At 70.9% G+C, this 16,959-nt stretch carries 19 protein-coding genes; 12 read left to right on the forward strand and 7 right to left on the reverse strand.

The annotated features are described in order from the left end of the window. Positions 1–27: 27 nt before the first annotated feature. The 4 genes from ABZY33_RS27935 to ABZY33_RS27950 all read right to left on the reverse strand — a co-directional run bounded on the left by ABZY33_RS27935 (position 28) and on the right by ABZY33_RS27950 (position 2,700). Positions 28–504 (reverse strand): MarR family transcriptional regulator, encoded by a 477-nt coding sequence (locus ABZY33_RS27935; RefSeq protein ID WP_356494451.1) that lies wholly within the window; start codon positions 502–504, stop codon positions 28–30. 129 nt (positions 505–633) lie between these two features. Continuing rightward, complete coding sequence (locus ABZY33_RS27940; protein ID WP_356494452.1) at positions 634–1,413, reverse strand: AIM24 family protein; 780 nt, start codon at positions 1,411–1,413, stop codon at positions 634–636. After that, positions 1,410–2,060, reverse strand: coding sequence for an AIM24 family protein (locus tag ABZY33_RS27945; RefSeq protein WP_356494478.1), 651 nt, complete (start codon positions 2,058–2,060; stop codon positions 1,410–1,412). The genes ABZY33_RS27940 and ABZY33_RS27945 overlap by 4 nt, the downstream gene beginning before the upstream one ends. Before the next feature lies 1 nt (position 2,061). Next, entirely contained in the window at positions 2,062–2,700 is a 639-nt protein-coding gene (locus ABZY33_RS27950) for an AIM24 family protein (protein WP_356494453.1), read from the reverse strand. 139 nt (positions 2,701–2,839) lie between these two features. Here ABZY33_RS27950 and ABZY33_RS27955 point away from each other — a divergent pair, with 139 nt between their 5' ends. The 5 genes from ABZY33_RS27955 (at position 2,840) to ABZY33_RS27975 (ending at position 6,239) form a co-directional block, all read left to right on the forward strand. Next, positions 2,840–3,193: a DUF3817 domain-containing protein gene (locus tag ABZY33_RS27955; RefSeq protein WP_356494454.1), complete on the forward strand. Its 354-nt coding sequence runs from the start codon at positions 2,840–2,842 to the stop codon at positions 3,191–3,193. Continuing rightward, positions 3,190–3,486, forward strand: coding sequence for an MTH1187 family thiamine-binding protein (locus ABZY33_RS27960; RefSeq protein WP_356494455.1), 297 nt, complete (start codon positions 3,190–3,192; stop codon positions 3,484–3,486). The genes ABZY33_RS27955 and ABZY33_RS27960 overlap by 4 nt, the downstream gene beginning before the upstream one ends. Before the next feature lie 68 nt (positions 3,487–3,554). After that, a complete protein-coding gene (locus ABZY33_RS27965) occupies positions 3,555–4,064 on the forward strand; it encodes a MarR family transcriptional regulator (RefSeq protein WP_356494456.1) in 510 nt (169 codons plus the stop codon). A gap of 47 nt (positions 4,065–4,111) precedes the next feature. Next, positions 4,112–4,450 (forward strand): DUF3817 domain-containing protein, encoded by a 339-nt coding sequence (locus tag ABZY33_RS27970; protein WP_356494457.1) that lies wholly within the window; start codon positions 4,112–4,114, stop codon positions 4,448–4,450. Positions 4,451–4,538: 88 nt separating this feature from the next. Further along, entirely contained in the window at positions 4,539–6,239 is a 1,701-nt protein-coding gene (locus tag ABZY33_RS27975) for a methylmalonyl-CoA mutase family protein (RefSeq protein WP_356494479.1), read from the forward strand. A gap of 462 nt (positions 6,240–6,701) precedes the next feature. Here ABZY33_RS27975 and ABZY33_RS27980 read toward each other — a convergent pair whose 3' ends face one another. Together ABZY33_RS27980 and ABZY33_RS27985 are read right to left on the reverse strand one after the other, a co-directional pair. Further along, positions 6,702–8,117, reverse strand: coding sequence for a HAMP domain-containing sensor histidine kinase (locus tag ABZY33_RS27980; protein WP_356494458.1), 1,416 nt, complete (start codon positions 8,115–8,117; stop codon positions 6,702–6,704). After that, positions 8,114–8,827: a response regulator transcription factor gene (locus tag ABZY33_RS27985; protein WP_356494459.1), complete on the reverse strand. Its 714-nt coding sequence runs from the start codon at positions 8,825–8,827 to the stop codon at positions 8,114–8,116. Before ABZY33_RS27985 ends, ABZY33_RS27980 begins: the two co-directional genes overlap by 4 nt. 65 nt (positions 8,828–8,892) lie before the next feature. Here ABZY33_RS27985 and ABZY33_RS27990 point away from each other — a divergent pair, with 65 nt between their 5' ends. From ABZY33_RS27990 to ABZY33_RS28000, 3 genes are all read left to right on the forward strand, one after another. Continuing rightward, positions 8,893–10,050 (forward strand): UDP-N-acetylglucosamine--N-acetylmuramyl-(pentapeptide) pyrophosphoryl-undecaprenol N-acetylglucosamine transferase, encoded by a 1,158-nt coding sequence (locus ABZY33_RS27990; RefSeq protein WP_356494460.1) that lies wholly within the window; start codon positions 8,893–8,895, stop codon positions 10,048–10,050. Beyond that, complete coding sequence (locus tag ABZY33_RS27995; RefSeq protein ID WP_356494461.1) at positions 10,047–11,045, forward strand: GDP-mannose 4,6-dehydratase; 999 nt, start codon at positions 10,047–10,049, stop codon at positions 11,043–11,045. Before ABZY33_RS27990 ends, ABZY33_RS27995 begins: the two co-directional genes overlap by 4 nt. A 96-nt stretch (positions 11,046–11,141) precedes the next feature. Continuing rightward, positions 11,142–11,561: a hypothetical protein gene (locus tag ABZY33_RS28000; RefSeq protein ID WP_356494462.1), complete on the forward strand. Its 420-nt coding sequence runs from the start codon at positions 11,142–11,144 to the stop codon at positions 11,559–11,561. Between the two features lie 50 nt (positions 11,562–11,611). On the opposite strand, the gene ABZY33_RS28005 is transcribed toward ABZY33_RS28000, so the two are convergent. Next, positions 11,612–12,238, reverse strand: a complete 627-nt coding sequence (locus ABZY33_RS28005; RefSeq protein ID WP_356494463.1) for a TetR/AcrR family transcriptional regulator — start codon at positions 12,236–12,238, stop codon at positions 11,612–11,614. 328 nt (positions 12,239–12,566) lie between these two features. On the opposite strand from ABZY33_RS28005, the gene ABZY33_RS28010 reads away from it, so the two are divergent. The 4 genes from ABZY33_RS28010 (at position 12,567) to ABZY33_RS28025 (ending at position 16,888) form a co-directional block, all read left to right on the forward strand. Then, a complete protein-coding gene (locus ABZY33_RS28010; protein ID WP_356494464.1) occupies positions 12,567–13,547 on the forward strand; it encodes a tetratricopeptide repeat protein in 981 nt (326 codons plus the stop codon). A gap of 637 nt (positions 13,548–14,184) precedes the next feature. Beyond that, positions 14,185–14,802 carry a DUF6230 family protein gene (locus ABZY33_RS28015; RefSeq protein WP_356494465.1) on the forward strand — a complete coding sequence of 206 codons (618 nt, stop codon included), beginning with the start codon at positions 14,185–14,187 and terminating at the stop codon, positions 14,800–14,802. Between the two features lie 156 nt (positions 14,803–14,958). Further along, entirely contained in the window at positions 14,959–15,528 is a 570-nt protein-coding gene (locus ABZY33_RS28020; RefSeq protein ID WP_356494466.1) for a DUF6114 domain-containing protein, read from the forward strand. A 94-nt stretch (positions 15,529–15,622) separates the two neighbouring features. Beyond that, complete coding sequence (locus tag ABZY33_RS28025) at positions 15,623–16,888, forward strand: hypothetical protein (RefSeq protein WP_356494467.1); 1,266 nt, start codon at positions 15,623–15,625, stop codon at positions 16,886–16,888. The last annotated feature ends 71 nt before the right edge of the window (positions 16,889–16,959 follow it).

Consider the following 16,959-nt stretch of genomic DNA (forward strand, 5'->3'; position numbering starts at 1 on the left):
CTCCGTGACCGTCGGGATTCGCAGGTGTCACGGTTTGCCGCGCTGCGAACGCAGGTGGTCGGCGATGGGTGTGAGCGCCCGGTGCAGGTGGCCCAGGTCGCCCGGCGGGACGAGATCGACGAAGTGCTGCCGCACGGACGCCACATGGTGCGGGGCGACCTTCTGCATGGTCTCCAGACCGAAGTCGGTGAGCACGGTGTAGAGGCCGCGCCGGTCCGACTCGCAGTTCTCGCGGCGCACCAGGCCCGCGTTCTCCATGCGGGTGATCTGGTGCGAGAGCCGGCTCTTGGACTGCAGGGTCGCCGCGGCCAGATCGCTCATCCGCATCCGCAGCTCCTCGGCCTCGGAGAGGTTCACCAGGATCTCGTAGTCGTTCATCGTCAGGCCGAAGGGCTGGAGATCCTTCTCCAACTGGTAGTTCAGCAGCCTGTTGACCTCCAGGTGGGTGCGCCAGGCGCACTGTTCCTCGTCGGTCAGCCACTGCGTGGCCGTTTCGGTCTCCATGAAATCGATTCTACCTAAGAAGTTGAAAGGCGAACGAATGTGAGGGCTGTGACGCCTCACACCCCCCGGTCGTGGCGTACCGCACGGAAAGGGGTCACGCGTTCGACGTCACACTCCGCAGACTACCGCTCACAGCCCGAAGCGACGCTGGAGGTCTCCGAGCTGTCCGGGAAGACGCGGTGCGGACGGCTGACCCTGGCCCGCGCCCGGCCCGCCCCCGGGGACGCCCGCCTGGTGCGCCACCTCACCCGTTGGGCGCTCGGGCAGCAGCGCCTCGCTGGACTGCAGCAGGACCGTCCCCGCGCCCACGAACTCGAACTGATGCTCCTCGCCGGAGACCCCGCCGACGCCCGTCATCGCACGTAGACCGCCGATCACGCCGGTCAGGTACCCGTGGTCGTAGTGGTGGCACGGCGAGGGGCAGTCCGCCCAGCCGACGAGCGCCTGTGGATCTACGCGCACGGGCGGTTCCATGAAGACGACAGGACCGTTCGACGCGGCGACGAATTTGCCGGTGCCAATGAGCGTGAGGAAGCCCGGCACGATCGATTGCTTCAGTGCGAGAGTTGGCTGAAAAGCGAGCAGATTCCCGGCACGGATGGTCAGATTGCCGTCATCCAGGTCGTAGGAGTTCACATCGAAGGCCCGGTCCGCGAGGAGCATCTTGCCGCTGCCCTCCGCCACCACCCAGTCGCTCGCGTGCAGCGGCGAATGGAACGAGGTGCGCACGAGCCGGTCGAGCCGCCCGTGCCCGATGCCGTTGAACTCCATCCGCCCGTAGTAGGCGATCATCTTGCCCTTCTGCAGGAACCACTGGCTGCCCTTGAGTTCCACGCAGAAGGTGTAGTTGTTGACGTTGTCGTCGACGGGCAGGGTCGCCGGGTCGTGCACTACCGGTCCGGTTGTCACAGCTTCTCCTCCGAGGCCTGGACGTACACCGCGCCGCTCCCGCTCAGCTCCAGCTGGAACGCCTCGCCGCTGCCGCGGCCCACCATGTCCCGCCAGCCCAGCGCCGTGGACAGCTTGTTGCGCACGTCCCCGTGGTGGGCGACGTAGGCCTGCGGGTCGACGTGGACGGACCGGCCCGGGGTGATCGGGACCTCGATGACGCCGCCGTGCGCCATCACCGCCACCGACCCCTGCCCCTTGAGCGTCGTGGTGAACAGCCCCTGGCCGGTGACCTGTCCGCGCACCATGCCCATGACGCCACCCTGCGCGCCCAGGAACATCGTGCCCTGCTGCAACGACCCGTCGAACGCGAGCAGCCGGTCGGCCTCCACGTACAGCGTGTCGCCGGAGAGCGTGATCACCTGCACGTGGTGGCCGCCGTGCCCGAACAGCACCGTCCCGCTGCCCTCGACGGTCATCAGCGGCGTCGCCTCGTTCGCCACCCGCCGGCCCAGCATGGACATCACACCGCCCTGCCCGCCCTGGACGTTGGGCGTGAAGGAGACGTCCCCCTTGTACGCGAGCATCGCGCCGCGCTGGCTGTAGAGCCGCTGCCCGGGCAGGACGGTCGCCTCGATCATCTTCGAGTTGATCTCACGGAAGGGCATCTCACACATCCCCCGCGATCGTGGTGCGCTCACTGGGCTGGACGTAGACGAGCCCGTCGCCCTCGAACCGGATCTGGAACGCCTCGCCGCCGCCCTCCCCCAGGAACGTACGGAAGGTGACACCGGACTGGAACGTCTGGTGCAGGTTCCCCTGGTGCGCGACGTACGCGCCCGGGTCGACGGTCAGCGGGTAGTCGCGGCTGACGCGGAGCACCACCGCTGGGCCGTCGCTCATGATCGCGACCTGGCCGTGCCCCTCGACGGTCGTGGTGAACAGGCCGTTGCCCTGCGAGGCGCCGCGCACCCCGGTGAAGGTGGTGCCCGTGCGCAGCCCGGCGGCCGTGCAGAGCAGGTTGCCCGACTCCACGTAGAGCTTGTCGCCGCGCAGCTCGACCAGGTTGATCTCACTGGCCCGGTCGGCGAACCAGCAGGTGCCCTGGCCCGTCACCTCCATCACCACCATCTGCTCGCCGGTGATGCGGCGCGTCACCATCCCGCGTATCCCCTCACCCCCACCGCTCAGCTTTTTGAACGTCATCCGGCCGTCGTACGCGACCATCGACCCGTTCTTCGCCTTGACGCCGTCACCCGTCATGTCGACGGCGAGCATCTTGCTGCCCTGCAGCCGGAACGTTGCCACGCCTCGAAGGTAACCGGCCCGGGGAGCCCGCCGACAGGGCCCGCGAGGAGCGGTGCCACAATGAGCAACGCTTGTGCGTGCGTTCACAAGATCGTCGCCCGCACCACCGCCCGCCCGCCGCTCCTGCCGAAGGTGACCCGTGGACATCAAGACCGCCTCCGCCCTCCGACGCCTCCGCCTGGTCTCCGCGCCCGAGGCCGTCTCGTTCCTGCTGCTCATCGTCTGCTCGGTGCTGAAGCGCACGACCGACTTCAACGCGGTGCCGGTCATGGGCATGGTGCACGGCATCCTCTTCGTGCTCTACGTGATCTTCTGGCTGGACGCCTGGAACCGCGCGAAGTGGCCGCTGGGCCGGGCCGCCCTGTACTTCGTCCTCTCCGTCCTGCCCACCGGCGGCTTCTTCGCCGAGCGCAAGCTCAAGCGCGAGGCCGAGAGCGCCGTCGACCAGGCCATCGCCGCCCGCGCCCGCCAGGAAGGGATCGTGAACGCATGATCGTCGCCTTCTCCGTGACCCCGCTCGGGGTCGGCGAGGACGTGGGGGAGTACGTGGCCGACGCGGTCCGCGTCGTCCGCGACTCGGGTCTGCCGAACCGCACCGACGCGATGTTCACCTCCGTCGAGGGCGAGTGGGACGAGGTCATGGACGTCGTCAAGCGCGCCGTGGCGGCCGTCGAGGCGCGGGCGCCCCGGGTGTCGCTGGTGCTCAAGGCGGACATCCGGCCCGGCGTCACCGACGGCCTGACGTCCAAGCCGGCCACCGTGGAACGCCACCTCGCCCAGGGCTGACCGGGGCCGGGCGGCCAAAGGGCGAGACGGAGCTGACCGGCATGTGACCGGCCGGTAAGGTCGGGTGCGTGCCGAAGCCGCTCAGCCTTGCCTTCGATCCCATCGCCCGCGCCGACGAACTGTGGAAGCAGCGCTGGGGATCCGTGCCCTCGATGGGTGCGATCACCTCGATCATGCGCGCCCACCAGATCCTGCTGGGCGAGGTCGACGCCGTCGTCAAGCCGTACGGACTGACCTTCGCGCGCTACGAGGCACTGGTGCTGCTCACCTTCTCCAAGGAGGGCGAGCTGCCCATGTCGAAGATCGGCGAGCGGCTCATGGTGCACCCCACCTCCGTGACCAACACGGTCGACCGGCTGGTGCGCTCGGGCCTCGTCGCCAAGCGCCCGAACCCCAACGACGGCCGCGGCACGCTGGCCACCATCACCGGCAAGGGCCGCGAGGTCGTCGAGGCGGCGACGCGCGACCTGATGGCGATGGACTTCGGGCTCGGCGTCTACGACGCGGAGGAGTGCGGCGAGATCTTCGCGATGCTGCGGCCCCTGCGGGTGGCGGCGCACGACTTCGACGAGGCGTGAGCGGGCCCGGCTGAAGATCGCGCAAATCGGGCAGTTAGGCTCCTCCCATGAAGAAGAGCGTGCTGACCCGCTACCGCGTCATGGCCTACGTGACCGGTGTGCTCCTGGTCCTCCTGTGTCTCGGCATGATCGCCAAGTACGCGCTCGGTATCGACGGCGCGGCGGACGCCACGCGCGTCATCGCCATCGCGCACGGCTGGCTCTACGTCATCTACCTGGTCTTCGCCTTCGACCTCGGGTCCAAGGCGAAGTGGCCGGTGGGCAAGCAGCTGTGGGTGCTCATCGCGGGCACCATCCCGACGGCCGCGTTCTTCGTGGAGCGCAAGGTCTCCGCGGAGCTGGACGCCAAGGTCGCCGACGACGGCACGAAGCTCGCCCGGGCCTGACCCCCGCCGCTCACACCCCTGCGAGGTGTGAGCGGTTTGCCATCGACTTTTACTAGGACGTCCTAGTAAATTGGCCTCCATGGGAAGCATGGACGCTGACGCCATCGCGGAGGGCCGCCGCCGCTGGCAGGCCCGGTACGACTCCGCCCGTAAGCGGGACGCCGACTTCACCACCCTCTCGGGTGACCCGGTCGAGCCGGTCTACGGGCCCCGGCCCGGGGACACGTACGAGGGCTTCGAGCGGATCGGGTGGCCGGGCGAGTACCCGTTCACCCGCGGCCTCCACCCGACCGGGTACCGGGGCAGGACCTGGACCATCCGCCAGTTCGCGGGGTTCGGCAACGCGCAGCAGACCAACGAGCGCTACAAGATGATCCTGGCCGCCGGCGGCGGCGGGCTCTCCGTCGCCTTCGACATGCCGACGCTCATGGGCCGCGACTCCGACGACCCGCGCTCCCTCGGCGAGGTCGGGCACTGCGGCGTCGCCATCGACTCGGCCGCCGACATGGAGGTCCTCTTCCAGGACATCCCGCTCGGCGACGTCACCACGTCGATGACGATCAGCGGCCCCGCCGTCCCCGTCTTCTGCATGTACCTGGTCGCGGCCGAGCGCCAGGGCGTCGACCCGGCGGTCCTCAACGGCACGCTCCAGACCGACATCTTCAAGGAGTACATCGCCCAGAAGGAGTGGCTCTTCCAGCCCGAGCCGCACCTGCGCCTGATCGGCGACCTGATGGAGCACTGCGCCGCGTCCATCCCGGCGTACAAGCCGCTCTCGGTCTCCGGGTACCACATCCGCGAGGCGGGCTCCACGGCCGCGCAGGAGCTGGCGTACACGCTGGCGGACGGGTTCGGGTACGTCGAGCTGGGCCTGGCCCGTGGCCTCGACGTGGACGTCTTCGCGCCCGGCCTGTCCTTCTTCTTCGACGCGCACCTCGACTTCTTCGAGGAGATCGCCAAGTTCCGCGCGGCCCGGCGGATCTGGGCCCGCTGGATGCGCGACGTGTACGGGGCGAGGAGCGACAAGGCGCAGTGGCTGCGCTTCCACACCCAGACCGCCGGTGTCTCGCTCACCGCCCAGCAGCCGTACAACAACGTGGTGCGTACGGCGGTGGAGGCGCTGGCAGCGGTGCTCGGCGGCACCAACTCCCTGCACACGAACGCCCTCGACGAGACGCTCGCGCTCCCCAGCGAGCAGGCCGCGGAGATCGCGCTGCGTACGCAGCAGGTGCTCATGGAGGAGACCGGCGTCGCCAACGTCGCGGATCCGCTCGGCGGCGCCTGGTACGTGGAGCAGCTCACGGACCGGATCGAGGCCGACGCGGAGAAGATCTTCGACCAGATCAAGGAGCGCGGGCTGCGGGCCCACCCCGACGGGCAGCACCCCATCGGCCCGATCACCTCCGGCATCCTGCGCGGCATCGAGGACGGCTGGTTCACCGGCGAGATCGCCGAGTCCGCCTTCCAGTACCAGAAGTCCCTGGAGAAGGGGGACAAGCGGGTCGTCGGCGTCAACGTCGCTCACGGTTCTGTCACCGGTGACCTGGAGATCCTGCGGGTCAGCCATGAGGTGGAGCGGGAGCAGGTGCGGGCTCTTGCCGGGCGCAAGGCGGGGCGGGACGAGGCCGCTGTGCGGGGGGCGCTGGAGCGGATGCTGGGGGCTGCGCGGGACGGTTCGAACATGATCGGGCCCATGCTTGACGCTGTCCGCGCGGAGGCGACCCTGGGGGAGATCTGTGGGGTGCTCCGGGACGAGTGGGGCGTCTATACGGAGCCGGCTGGGTTCTAGGGGGTTGGGTTCTGCGGGGTGCGCCGCGGGGCTGGGTCGGTGTGGGGACGGGTTGCAAGTTCCCGCGCCTCTGGGCGGCTGTTCGGCTGCCCCGCGGTGGTGGCTGGTCGCGCAGTTCCCCGCGCCCCCAGGTAGTGGGCCGGCTGTCCCGCCGTGGGGCTTCTCGCGCAGTTCCCCGCGCCCCTGCAAGGCGCACTGCGTGCGCCCGCTTTTGGCTGCGGGTCGGTGGGGGCTGGTCGCGCCGTTCCCCGCGCCCCTGAGATGCGCACTTCGTGCGGCATCTCATTGGCGCCCTATGAGGCGCGGCCTCATCCCGGCGCCCCATGGAGCTGCGGCGGAGCCGCATGCTCCAGGGGCGCGGGGAACTGCGCGACCAGCCCCCACGGCGCGTCAGCCGAAGGACTACCCATAAGGGGCGCGGGGAACTGCGCAAAAAAGCCCCGCCAGAGTGCAGGCACAGATTTAGGGGCCGCCTGGTGGGGGCGCGAAGGTCAGCCGGAACAGCGCTCCACCCCCGCCCGCGGCCTCCGCAACAAGCTCCGCCCCATGCGCCCGAGCAATTTGCTGGGCCATCGCCAGCCCGAGCCCAGAACCCGGCAGCGCCCGAGACGCCTCGGCCCGGTAGAACCGGTCGAAGACATGCGGAAGGTCCCCAGGAGCGATCCCGGGCCCGTGATCCCGCACCGTCACCTCCCGCCGGGTCAACACGACCTCGACCGGCCCCCCACCCGGCGGAGTGAACTTCGCCGCGTTGCCGAGCAGGTTCGCCAGCAGCCGGGACAGCCGCGAGGGGACACCGGGCAGCGTGACCCTGGCCGCGTCCGGCAGCACCGTGAGCGTGAAGGCGACTGCGGGCCAGTGCGCCCGCGCCGCCTCCACCGCGTGCGCGACCAGCGGGGCGAGCGCCACCTCCTCGACCAGCGGCCGCGGCTCCTCGTCACGGGCCAGCTCGATCAAGTCGTTGACGAGGGACGTGACTTCGTGGATCTGCCGGCCGAGCGCCGCGGAGGCCCGATCCCGCTGAGCCGGGGTCAACCGTTCGGCCCGCGCCAGCAGCTCCGCGTTCGTGCGCAGCGCCGTCAACGGCGTCCGCAGTTCGTGCGAGGCGTCGGCCACGAGCCTGCGCCGGGCCGCCACCGACTCCTCCAGCTCACCCAGCATCGTGTTGAACGAGGCGGCCAGGCGCGTCACCTCGTCCCGCCGCCCCGGCGGCAGATCGATGCGCGTCCGGGCGTCCCGGGTCGCCGCGATCCGCTCCGCGGTGGCCGTCAGCCGGGCGACCGGCGCCAGACCGCGCCGCGCCACCCAGTAACCGCCCGCCGCCGCGAGCAGCACCCCCGCCACGCTGATCGCGGCCAGCAGCGCGGTCGCCTGCCGCAACCCCTTCGCCGTCGGATCCGACCGCAGCGCCACCTGCAAGGCCGTGTCGGCCCCGCCACCCGTGAACGGCGTCGTCAGCATCCGCACCCGGTGCCCCTGGAGCGTGAGGTCCGTGTAGTACGGCGCGCGCGTGCCCGCCGCGACGGCCCGCGTGGCGTCGGTGACCGGCAGCAGGTACGGCCCGCCGGGGTCGTCCGCCGCGTCGGCGGGGACGAGCTGGGCGCAGGCCGGGGCCGCCAGATACCGGCACTCCCCGGCGAGCACGCCCGGCGGCTCGCCCCGGTTCTGCTGCGTGGCCAGGGTCGCGGCCTGGGCCAGCTGGAGTTCGAGCTGGTGCCCGAGCTCGTAGCGGATCACGGCGTACGAGGCCAGGCACACGCCCACCGTGATCAGCGCGACCGTGGCGCAGGCCAGCAGCGCGAGCCGGGTGCGCAGCGGGGTGCGGTCCTTGATCCGGGCCCGCCTCCGCACCTGCCGCTCGGCCGCGTCCCCGTTCACGGCGTGCCCAGCCGGTAGCCGACCCCGTGGACCGTGTGCAGCAGCCGCGGCTCGCCGGGGCCCTCCAGCTTGCGCCGCAAGTAACCGATGTACACGGCGAGGGAGTTGGACTCCGGCCCGAAGTCGCGGCCCCACACCGCCTCGTGGATCACCTCGCGCGGCAGCACCTGCCCGGCGTTGCGCACCAGGACCTCCAGGAGCGCGAACTCCGTACGGCTGAACTCCAGGGCCCGGCCGCCGCGCCGGCCCGCGCGGGTCCGCGGGTCGACGACGAGATCGCCGTAGGCGAGCGTCCCGGGGGAGTCGTCCGGCGCCGGGTCGGCGGCCGCCCGGCGCAGCAGCGCCCGCACCCGCGCCACCAGTTCGTCCAGCGCGAACGGCTTGACCAGGTAGTCGTCGGCGCCCGCGTCGAGCCCGTCCACCCGCTCGCTCACCGAGTCGAGCGCGGTCAGCACCAGCACGGGCGTCCGGTCCCCCACGGCCCGCATCTGCCGGCACACCGCCAGTCCGTCCAGGACCGGCATCATCACGTCGAGGACGACGAGGTCCGGCTCCCAGCGCGCGAGCGCGCCCAGCGCCCGCTGGCCGTCGGACGCGCCCCGCACGAGGTGCCCCTCGACGCTCAGCGCGTCCTCCACCGCCGAGCGGACCTCGGGATCGTCGTCCACGACCAGCACCCTGGCCGCACCGCGCTCGCTCGCTGATCTCATGGTCACCACGGTGCCAAACCGGGCTCTTAAAACCCTCTTAGAGCGCCCCGCGACGCTCACTTCTCATGCGAAGCGACTCGCGCAGCCCTCTGCGCACCCCCTTGTCCGTCGTCATCGGCGCGGGCGGCACCGGTGGGCACATCTACCCCGGGCTCGCCCTCGCCGACGCCCTGCGCCGGGCCGTCCCCGACGCGGTGATCTCCTTCGTCGGCACCGAACGCGGCCTGGAGACCCGGCTGATCCCGGCCGCCGGGTACCGCCTGCACACCGTCGACATGATCCCGTTCGACCCCTCACTCGGCGCCCGCCGCTACCTCCTGCCGGCGGCGCTGCTGAAGTCCGGCGCCCAGTGCAGGGCCATCCTGCGCGCGCAGGGCGCCCAGGTCGCCGTCGGCATGGGCGGCTATCCGAGCGCGCCCGTCATCGTGGGCGCCCGGGCGGCGGCGCTGCCCAGCCTCATCCACGAGTCCAACGCGGTGCCCGGCCGGGCCAACCGGTTCGCCGCCCGCCTCACCCCCCACATCGCCGTCGCCTTCGACCGCAGCCGCGCCCATCTGCCGGGCGGCGCGCGGGCGTTCACCACCGGCATGCCGATCGCCGCGGCCCTCGCGGAGCTGGACCGACCGGCCCTGCGGGACGCCGCCCGCCGCGCACTCGGCGTCCCCGACGGCGCCCGGCTCGTCCTCGTCAACGGCGGCAGCCTCGGCGCGGCGCGGCTGACCGAGGCGGCGGTGGGCCTGGCGGCCCACTGGCGCGGCCGCCCCGACGTCCATCTCCTCATCAAGACGGGCCCGGCCGCCCTCGACGCCACCCGGCGCCGGCTCCTGGGCACCCCCGCGGCCGCCGTCCCCTACCTCGACCGGATGGACCTCGCCTACGCCGCCGCCGACCTGGTCGTGTGCCGGGCGGGCTCGGCGACGGTCGCCGAACTCGCCACCACACGGGTCCCGGCCGTCCTCGTCCCCTATCCGCACGCGCCGGGCGACCACCAGACCCACAACGCGCGGGTGCTGAGCGACGCGGGCGCAGGGCTCCTGCTGCCCGACGCCGACACCACCCCCGACAACCTCGCCGCCCTCGTCGAACCGCTGCTCGCCGCCCCGGCGCGGCTCGCGGCGATGTCGGCGGCCGCACCCCAGGGCCCGCACGCCAGGGCGGCCGACCTCCTGGCGGACCACGTCATAGAACTCGCAGGACACACAAGGGAGTTGCAGCGCACATGAGTACGACATCCAGCTGGGCAGGGCACACGGTGCTCGTCACCGGGGCGGAGGGCTTCATCGGCTCGACGCTCGTCGACCTGCTCCTCGACGCGTGCGCACACGTCCGCGCCTTCGTCCACTACAAGCCCTACGCCGACAAGGGCCACCTGGCCCACCTCCTCGACGACCCCCGAGTGGAGTTCTGGGCGGGCGACGTCCGCGACGCGGGCCGCGTCGCGGACGCCGTCGCCGGCTGCGACACGGTCTTCCACCTGGCCGCGTTGATCGGCATCCCGTACTCGTACGACTCTCCGGGCGCGTACGTCCAGACGAACGTGGTCGGCACCGAGAACATCGCCGAGGCCTGCCGCCGCCACGCGGTCCGCCGCCTCGTCCACACCTCGACCAGCGAGGTCTACGGCACGGCGCTGACGGCCCCGATCGCCGAGGACCACCCCCTCCAGCCGCAGTCCCCGTACTCGGCCTCGAAGATCGGCGCGGACATGATGGCGCTGTCCCACTGGCACGCCTTCGAACTCCCGGTGACGGTGGTCCGCCCCTTCAACACCTACGGCCCGCGCCAGTCGGCCCGCGCCGTCATCCCCACGATCCTGGCCCAGCTCCACTCCGGAGCCCGCGAGATCAGGCTCGGCTCGCTGACCCCGACCCGCGACTTCACGTACGTCACGGACACGGCCCGCGGCTTCCTGGCGGTGGCGGAGTGCGACCGCGCGCTGGGCCAGGTCGTCAACCTCGGCACGGGCCAGGAAATCTCGATCGGCGCCCTGGCCGAGGCCCTCATCCATGCCACGGGCAGAGACGCCCGGGTGGTCGTCGACCCGACCCGCCTGCGCCCTTCGGGGAGCGAGGTCCATCGCCTCCTCTCCGACAACACCCGGGCCCGCGAGTGGGCGGACTGGCAGCCCCAGGTCACGCTCCCGGAGGGCCTGAAGCACACGTCCCAGTGGGTGGCTGAGAACCTGGGGGTGTTCGCGCCGGGGCGCTATCAGGTTTGATGGCCAGGACGGACACGAGGACACGACCGACGAGCACTCCGGCAGTACCGAAGCTGGTACGACGGGAGTCCAGGGAGCCAGGCAGGAGCGGTGCTCATGAGTTTCGGCCTGACGCTCTACCGGTTCTCCGGCGGCGAGCTGGCCGGTCTGAGCGCCGACGCCATCCGAGACTTCCTCGCGCGTCACTCCGATCTGCGGACGGGCGTGAGCACGGGTCCCGAGGAGTTCAGGATCCGGGCCCACGACGGCAGCGAGGCCGAACTGTCCCTGTGTGACGGAGTGTTGGCGGTGGAGCGTCCGCAGGCGGGCGCCGTGTGGGACGTGCTCATCGGCCTCGTCACTCACATCGGCGCCGGCATCCTCCTTCCCGACGGGGCCTTTCTGTGTCCGGAGGGGATGCGGGGGGAACTGCCGGACGGTATGGCGGATGACGCGGCTGTGTGCGTCCCCGAGATCACCTTGGACGCGGTCGAGAGAATCGCCGGCCCCTTCGTCAAGCCACTGGGACAGCGCTGAACTCGTGCCCCGCCGCTGCCCGGCGTCCGCCCGACGGGCCCCCGAGGGCGTTACGGCGACGCCGCCGCCAGACCGCCCAACAGCAACGCCGTGAACCGCCGTACCCACTCCCCGTCCACCGGCTCCGCGCTCACCAGCGTCCGGTGCACCACCGCTCCCGCCACCACGTCGAAGATGAGGTCGGCCGTGGCCGCCGCCACGAACGGGTCGTCGTCGGAGGGGAGTTCGCCGCGGCGCTCCGCGCGGGCGCGGCCCTCCAGGACGAGGCGCTTCTGGCGGTCCACGATCGAGGTGCGGATGCGTTCGCGGAGCGGGGCGTCCCGGGTGGACTCCGCTACCACCGCCATCAGCGCCGTCTTGGTCTCCGGGCGGTCCAGGATCGCCGCGAACTGGAGGACCACGCCCTCGATGTCGGCGGCCAGGGAACCATTGTCGGGGAGTTCGAGTTCATCGAAGAGGACGGCGACCGCGTCGACCACGAGCTCGTTCTTGCCCGCCCAGCGCCGGTACAGCGTCGTCTTGGCGACACCGGCCCGCGTCGCCACGTCGCCGAGGGTCAGCTTCGACCAGCCGAGGTCGACGAGGGCCGCCCGTGTCGCCTCCAGGATCGCCTCGTCCGCCGCGGCGGACCGCGGCCGGCCGAGACGGCCTGGTGGGGGCGGGGTGCGGCGCTGCATGGACGCGACCATACCGGCCGGTAGCAAGAAGAGCGCGCGTGAGGCAGATCACCCGGGGGCGCCCCCCGGCGCCCCGCCTCCGGCAGATACGCTACGAGCCGTAGCGAAAGCACGATCTCGTACGACCGACTCGGATCTGCACCCCGGGCGGCCACGGCGAGCGGCAACCACGAGGTGCCGGGTGGGGACCCGGTACCGCACCAGGTGCCGGGTGGGGACCCGGCATCGACGCATCAGGCCGAGTCCGCTCCGTACGCCTCGCAATCCGGCGGGAGGCGACGGAGGGGACCCGGCCCACAACGGTCCGCGGAAGGGGGAGACTGTACGCATGCAGCCACGGAACATGTCCATGAGCGGAGTCGTCGATCTCGCCGCGGTGAAGGCGGCCCAGGAGGCGAAGGCGAAGGCGGAGCAGGCGCGCGCCGAAGCGGCCCGCCAGGGCGGCGGCCCGGCCGCCGTGTCGCCGTCGAGCCTTGTCATCGATGTCGACGAGGCCGGCTTCGAGCGGGATGTTTTGCAGCGCTCCACCGAGGTGCCCGTCGTCATCGACTTCTGGGCCGAGTGGTGCGAGCCCTGCAAGCAGCTGAGCCCGCTGCTCGAGCGCCTCGCCACCGAGTACAGCGGCCGCTTCGTGCTCGCCAAGATCGACGTCGACGCCAACCAGATGTTGATGCAGCAGTTCGGGGTCCAGGGCATCCCCGCCGTCTTCGCGGTGGTGGCCGGGCAGGCGCTGCCCCTCTTCCAGGGCGCGGCCCCCGAGGCCCAGATCCGCGGCACCCTCGACCAGCTGATCCAGGTCGCCGAGGAGCGCTTCGGCCTCACCGGCATCGCCGTCGATGGGAGCGCCGTCGACGCGGAGGGCGCCGCACCGGTCGTGGAGGCTCCGGCCGGTCCCTACGACGCGCTCCTCGAAGCCGCGGTCCGCGCCCTTGACGCGGGCGACCTGGCGGGGGCCGTCCAGGCGTACAAGAACGTGCTCTCCGACGACCCCGGCAACTCCGAGGCCAAGCTCGGCCTCGGCCAGGCCGAACTGCTCCAGCGGGTGCAGGGCATCGACCCGCAGCAGGTCCGCAGGGACGCCGCCGAGAAGCCGCAGGACGTGGCCGCGCAGATCGCCGCCGCCGACCTGGACCTGGTGGGGGGCCATGTCGAGGACGCCTTCGGGCGACTGGTCGACGCCGTGGCCCGCTCGGCGGGCGACGACCGGAACGCGGCGCGGGTCCGGCTGCTTGAACTGTTCGAGCTCGTGGGGAGCGACGACCCGCGCGTGACCACCGCGCGTACGGCCCTGGCCCGGGTTCTCTTCTGAGTCCCGCGGTGACCTGTCCTTAAACACTGCGGCTTGTGATGCCGGGGTGAAAATTTCGTCCGCGAGGACGCACGGCGGCCGCACTTTGCCAAAACTTGGTAAATGCGGCCGCTGTTACTTGGAGTAAGTCACACCCTCTCCTCTGCCCGGTTCCGTACCGGAATCAACCACTTTGGCGATGGCCAGAGCGGCACCCTGCGTCGCCGTTCGATGCCGGGCGGTCGTTGTTCGGTTATCCGCCCGTTACCCATGAGTAACGAACCCCCTTGTGTCCACGCCGGGAATGCACCACGATCGGGCACGCTCGGTCCACTCCTCACCGTCCGACAGCCATTCGCGCGGCGGGGGTCGTGGGTCCCCACCGGGCAGGTCGGCGGCGGACCAAGGGGAGCGCCGTCGGTCTGGGACAGGGGGGTCTTGACCGTGAGGTCGAGCCTGTCCAGCGGGTTGCGCGTGATGGCTCAGGTGCGACCAGTGGTTGTCGCTCGGGGGTGATCGCCGGTGATCAGGGTGCGGATGCGCCTCCGATGCGGGCGCTCTCCTTCCCGAGGACGTAGCACTTCTCCCATCCCTGCCCGGCTGAGCCGCTCTTGGGGCAGTCAGGGCCGGAGATGTACGTCCGAGAAGGAGGAAAGTCATGAAGTCCGTGACTCGTGGCGGGACCAGATGGAAGCGGTTCGCCGTAGTCATGGTGCCGAGCGTCGCGGCGACTGCCGCGATAGGTGTGGCCCTGTCCCAGGGCGCGCTTGCGGCATCGTTCAGCGTTTCGGGCCAGTCGTTCAAGGTGACGGCCAGCTCTCTCGATGGCAAGGGCTTCGCCCAGTACGGCGCCATCGACACCGGTAAGACGGGTGCGCACCCGGTCGCCGTCGTCGGCATGAAGACGGCGACGATCCACGACCTGTGCCAGTCCGTCGTGGTGCCGGTCCCGGTCTTCGGCGATGTGTCGATGAAGCTCAAGGCCGGCAACGACCCGAAGAACCCGGTAGAGGCGAAGACCCTCTACATCGATGCCGATGACCTGAAGACCGATGCGACGTTCGAGAACATCGACATCGGTGTGGCGGCCGGTGACGCCAGCAAGGGCCCGGGTATCCACCAGGGCGACAAGGCGGACCCGAACTCGTTCGCCCAGCAGGCCGACTCGGTGCACTTCGAGAAGGTCCAGCAGCGGGCGTGGGCCACGACGGCCGCCACGTTCAAGCTCTCTGGCCTCAAGATGAGTGTCCAGAAGGGCAAGCACGAGTGCTACTAGTCCGCAAGGGTCCGCTCAGGGCCCGGGACTAGGCACGTGATGCGCTGAACGGCCGGGCGCGGGGGCGGACGGGTAACGCTCCGAGTCGTCCCCGTGCCCGGAACCGGCCAGCCATCGTCACCACAGAGCAACGCCATTCCCGAGGAGCTGTACGAGATGAGCGCCGAAGCGCACGCAGGGCGGAGCCCGAAGACGGGTAACATGCGCCAGTCGTTCCGAGGGTGGCGCGGTCAGCGCCCGTTCTGGGGTGGCCTGCTGGCCATCCTCGGCGGCATTCCCATCATGTACTTCCCGTACGCGAATCTGACGCTCGGCAGCATGACGATCCGGATGGCGACGACGGCGGGGGCCGGGTCGCTCATCATCGGGGTCCTGCTGGTGGTGCTCGGCCTGACGATGTGGTTCCAGCCGCACTCCCGGGTGTTCGCGGGTGTGGCGGCGATTCTTCTCGCCCTGGTCTCCCTGGTGGTCTCCAACTTCGGCGGTTTCGTCATCGGCTTCCTGCTCGCCCTGATCGGCGGCGCCCTCGGCGTCGCCTGGGCGCCGGGGCGGCCGCGCGACGAGGCGGCCGAGGCAACCACGCGGGGCGGTGACGGCGCCGGGAGTCAGGACCAGGGCGGCGTGCCGCCGGTCGCGGGAGCCACCTACCGGGTCGCGGGCGCAAACGACGATGTGTCAGGGACGAGCCCGGAGAACGGGACGAACGGGAGGCACCGTGCCGGCTGACGAGGTGCACCACGAGGACCCCATGGTGGATTCTCGTGCGAGAACCGGGCCGCGGCATGCAGCACCGAGGAAGCATCTTTTCACCAGGCTGCACATGCCCGCGGGCAAGGCGATAGCCATCGCGGCCATGCCCACGGCCGTACTGATGGGACTCGGTCTGACGCCCACGCTGGCGTCGGCCAAGGACAACCCGACCAAATTCTCGGCGGACGATTACAAGGCGTGCGCCGACGCGGTCGAGGCGGAGCGCGACGCCAAGAGCGGTGGCGCCGACGGCAAGACCGGCAAGGACAAGGCCGAGGAGTCCACGACCCCGAAGCCGTCCGCCTCCGCGTCCACCGGCAAGGACAGCGACAAGGGTCCGGCCAAGGACACCGCCAAGGGCACCGATCAGGGCAAGGACGGCGCCGAGGACCCGGGCAAGGACACCGGCTCCGAGAAGGCGGCACAGCCGACCCCGTCGCCGTCGGCCTCCTCCGGGACGAAGTCCGCGGGCGCCACCACGGCCACGCCGTCCCCCTCGAAGTCCGAGACCAAGAACCCGCTCGACCCGCTGGGTGTGGGCGACGCGCTGAAGGACCTGTTCACGCCGAAGGACAAGGAGACGGCTAGCCCTTCTCCCAGCCCGTCGGCGTCGGCCACCGGATCCGGTGCCGCGCAGGGTTCCACGGCCCAGGACTCCAAGGATCAGGACTCCAAGGACCTGGGTTCCGCAGCCAAGGACACCGTCGACGGCGTCGGCGACACGGTCAAGGACACGGCCGGCAAGGCCGGCGACGCGGTCAAGGACACCAAGGACAGCGTCGACAAGGCCACCGAGGACGCCGCGAAGAAGGCCGAGGACGCGGCGACCCCGTCTCCTTCCGCCAGCGGCATCCCGGACGACTGCCCGGTCGCCACCGACGCCGAGGGGGCAGACGAGGACACCCCGGCGCAACTGCCCAACGACGTCTGGAAGCTGCAGGCCAGCTCGCTCCTGCTCAAGGGTGCGGACTACCAGGGCCTGGTGGACGTCCGGATGGCCGACGGCTCCACCAAGCGGGTCATGAAGTACGTCATCTCCAACGGGACGGACATCGGGGATCTGCACCAGATCGCCCCCGGGCCCGACGGGAAGTACTTCCACATCCGCTCGGACAAGGGCTCCACGTCCACCATCCGGGACGGGAAGACCACCATGTACACGGAGGAGCTGTCGGGCAACCTGCTCGGGCTCATCCCCATGACGTTCAACGCGGACAACCCGCCGCCGATCAACCTGCCGATCCTCTACTTCACCAACGTGAAGGTGACGCAGGCCGCCCAGTTCGGCGGCACCCTGCACGTGCCGGGACTGCACACCACGGTCGAGAACAGCTGACCCCGACCCGCACGGCCCGTTCCGGGAGCCGCACAGACGCCGAGGGCGCCCCCTGTCTCGTACCGGGGGCG

It is taken from the genome of Streptomyces sp. NPDC006552, from assembly GCF_040611655.1.
Taxonomy (GTDB): domain Bacteria; phylum Actinomycetota; class Actinomycetes; order Streptomycetales; family Streptomycetaceae; genus Streptomyces.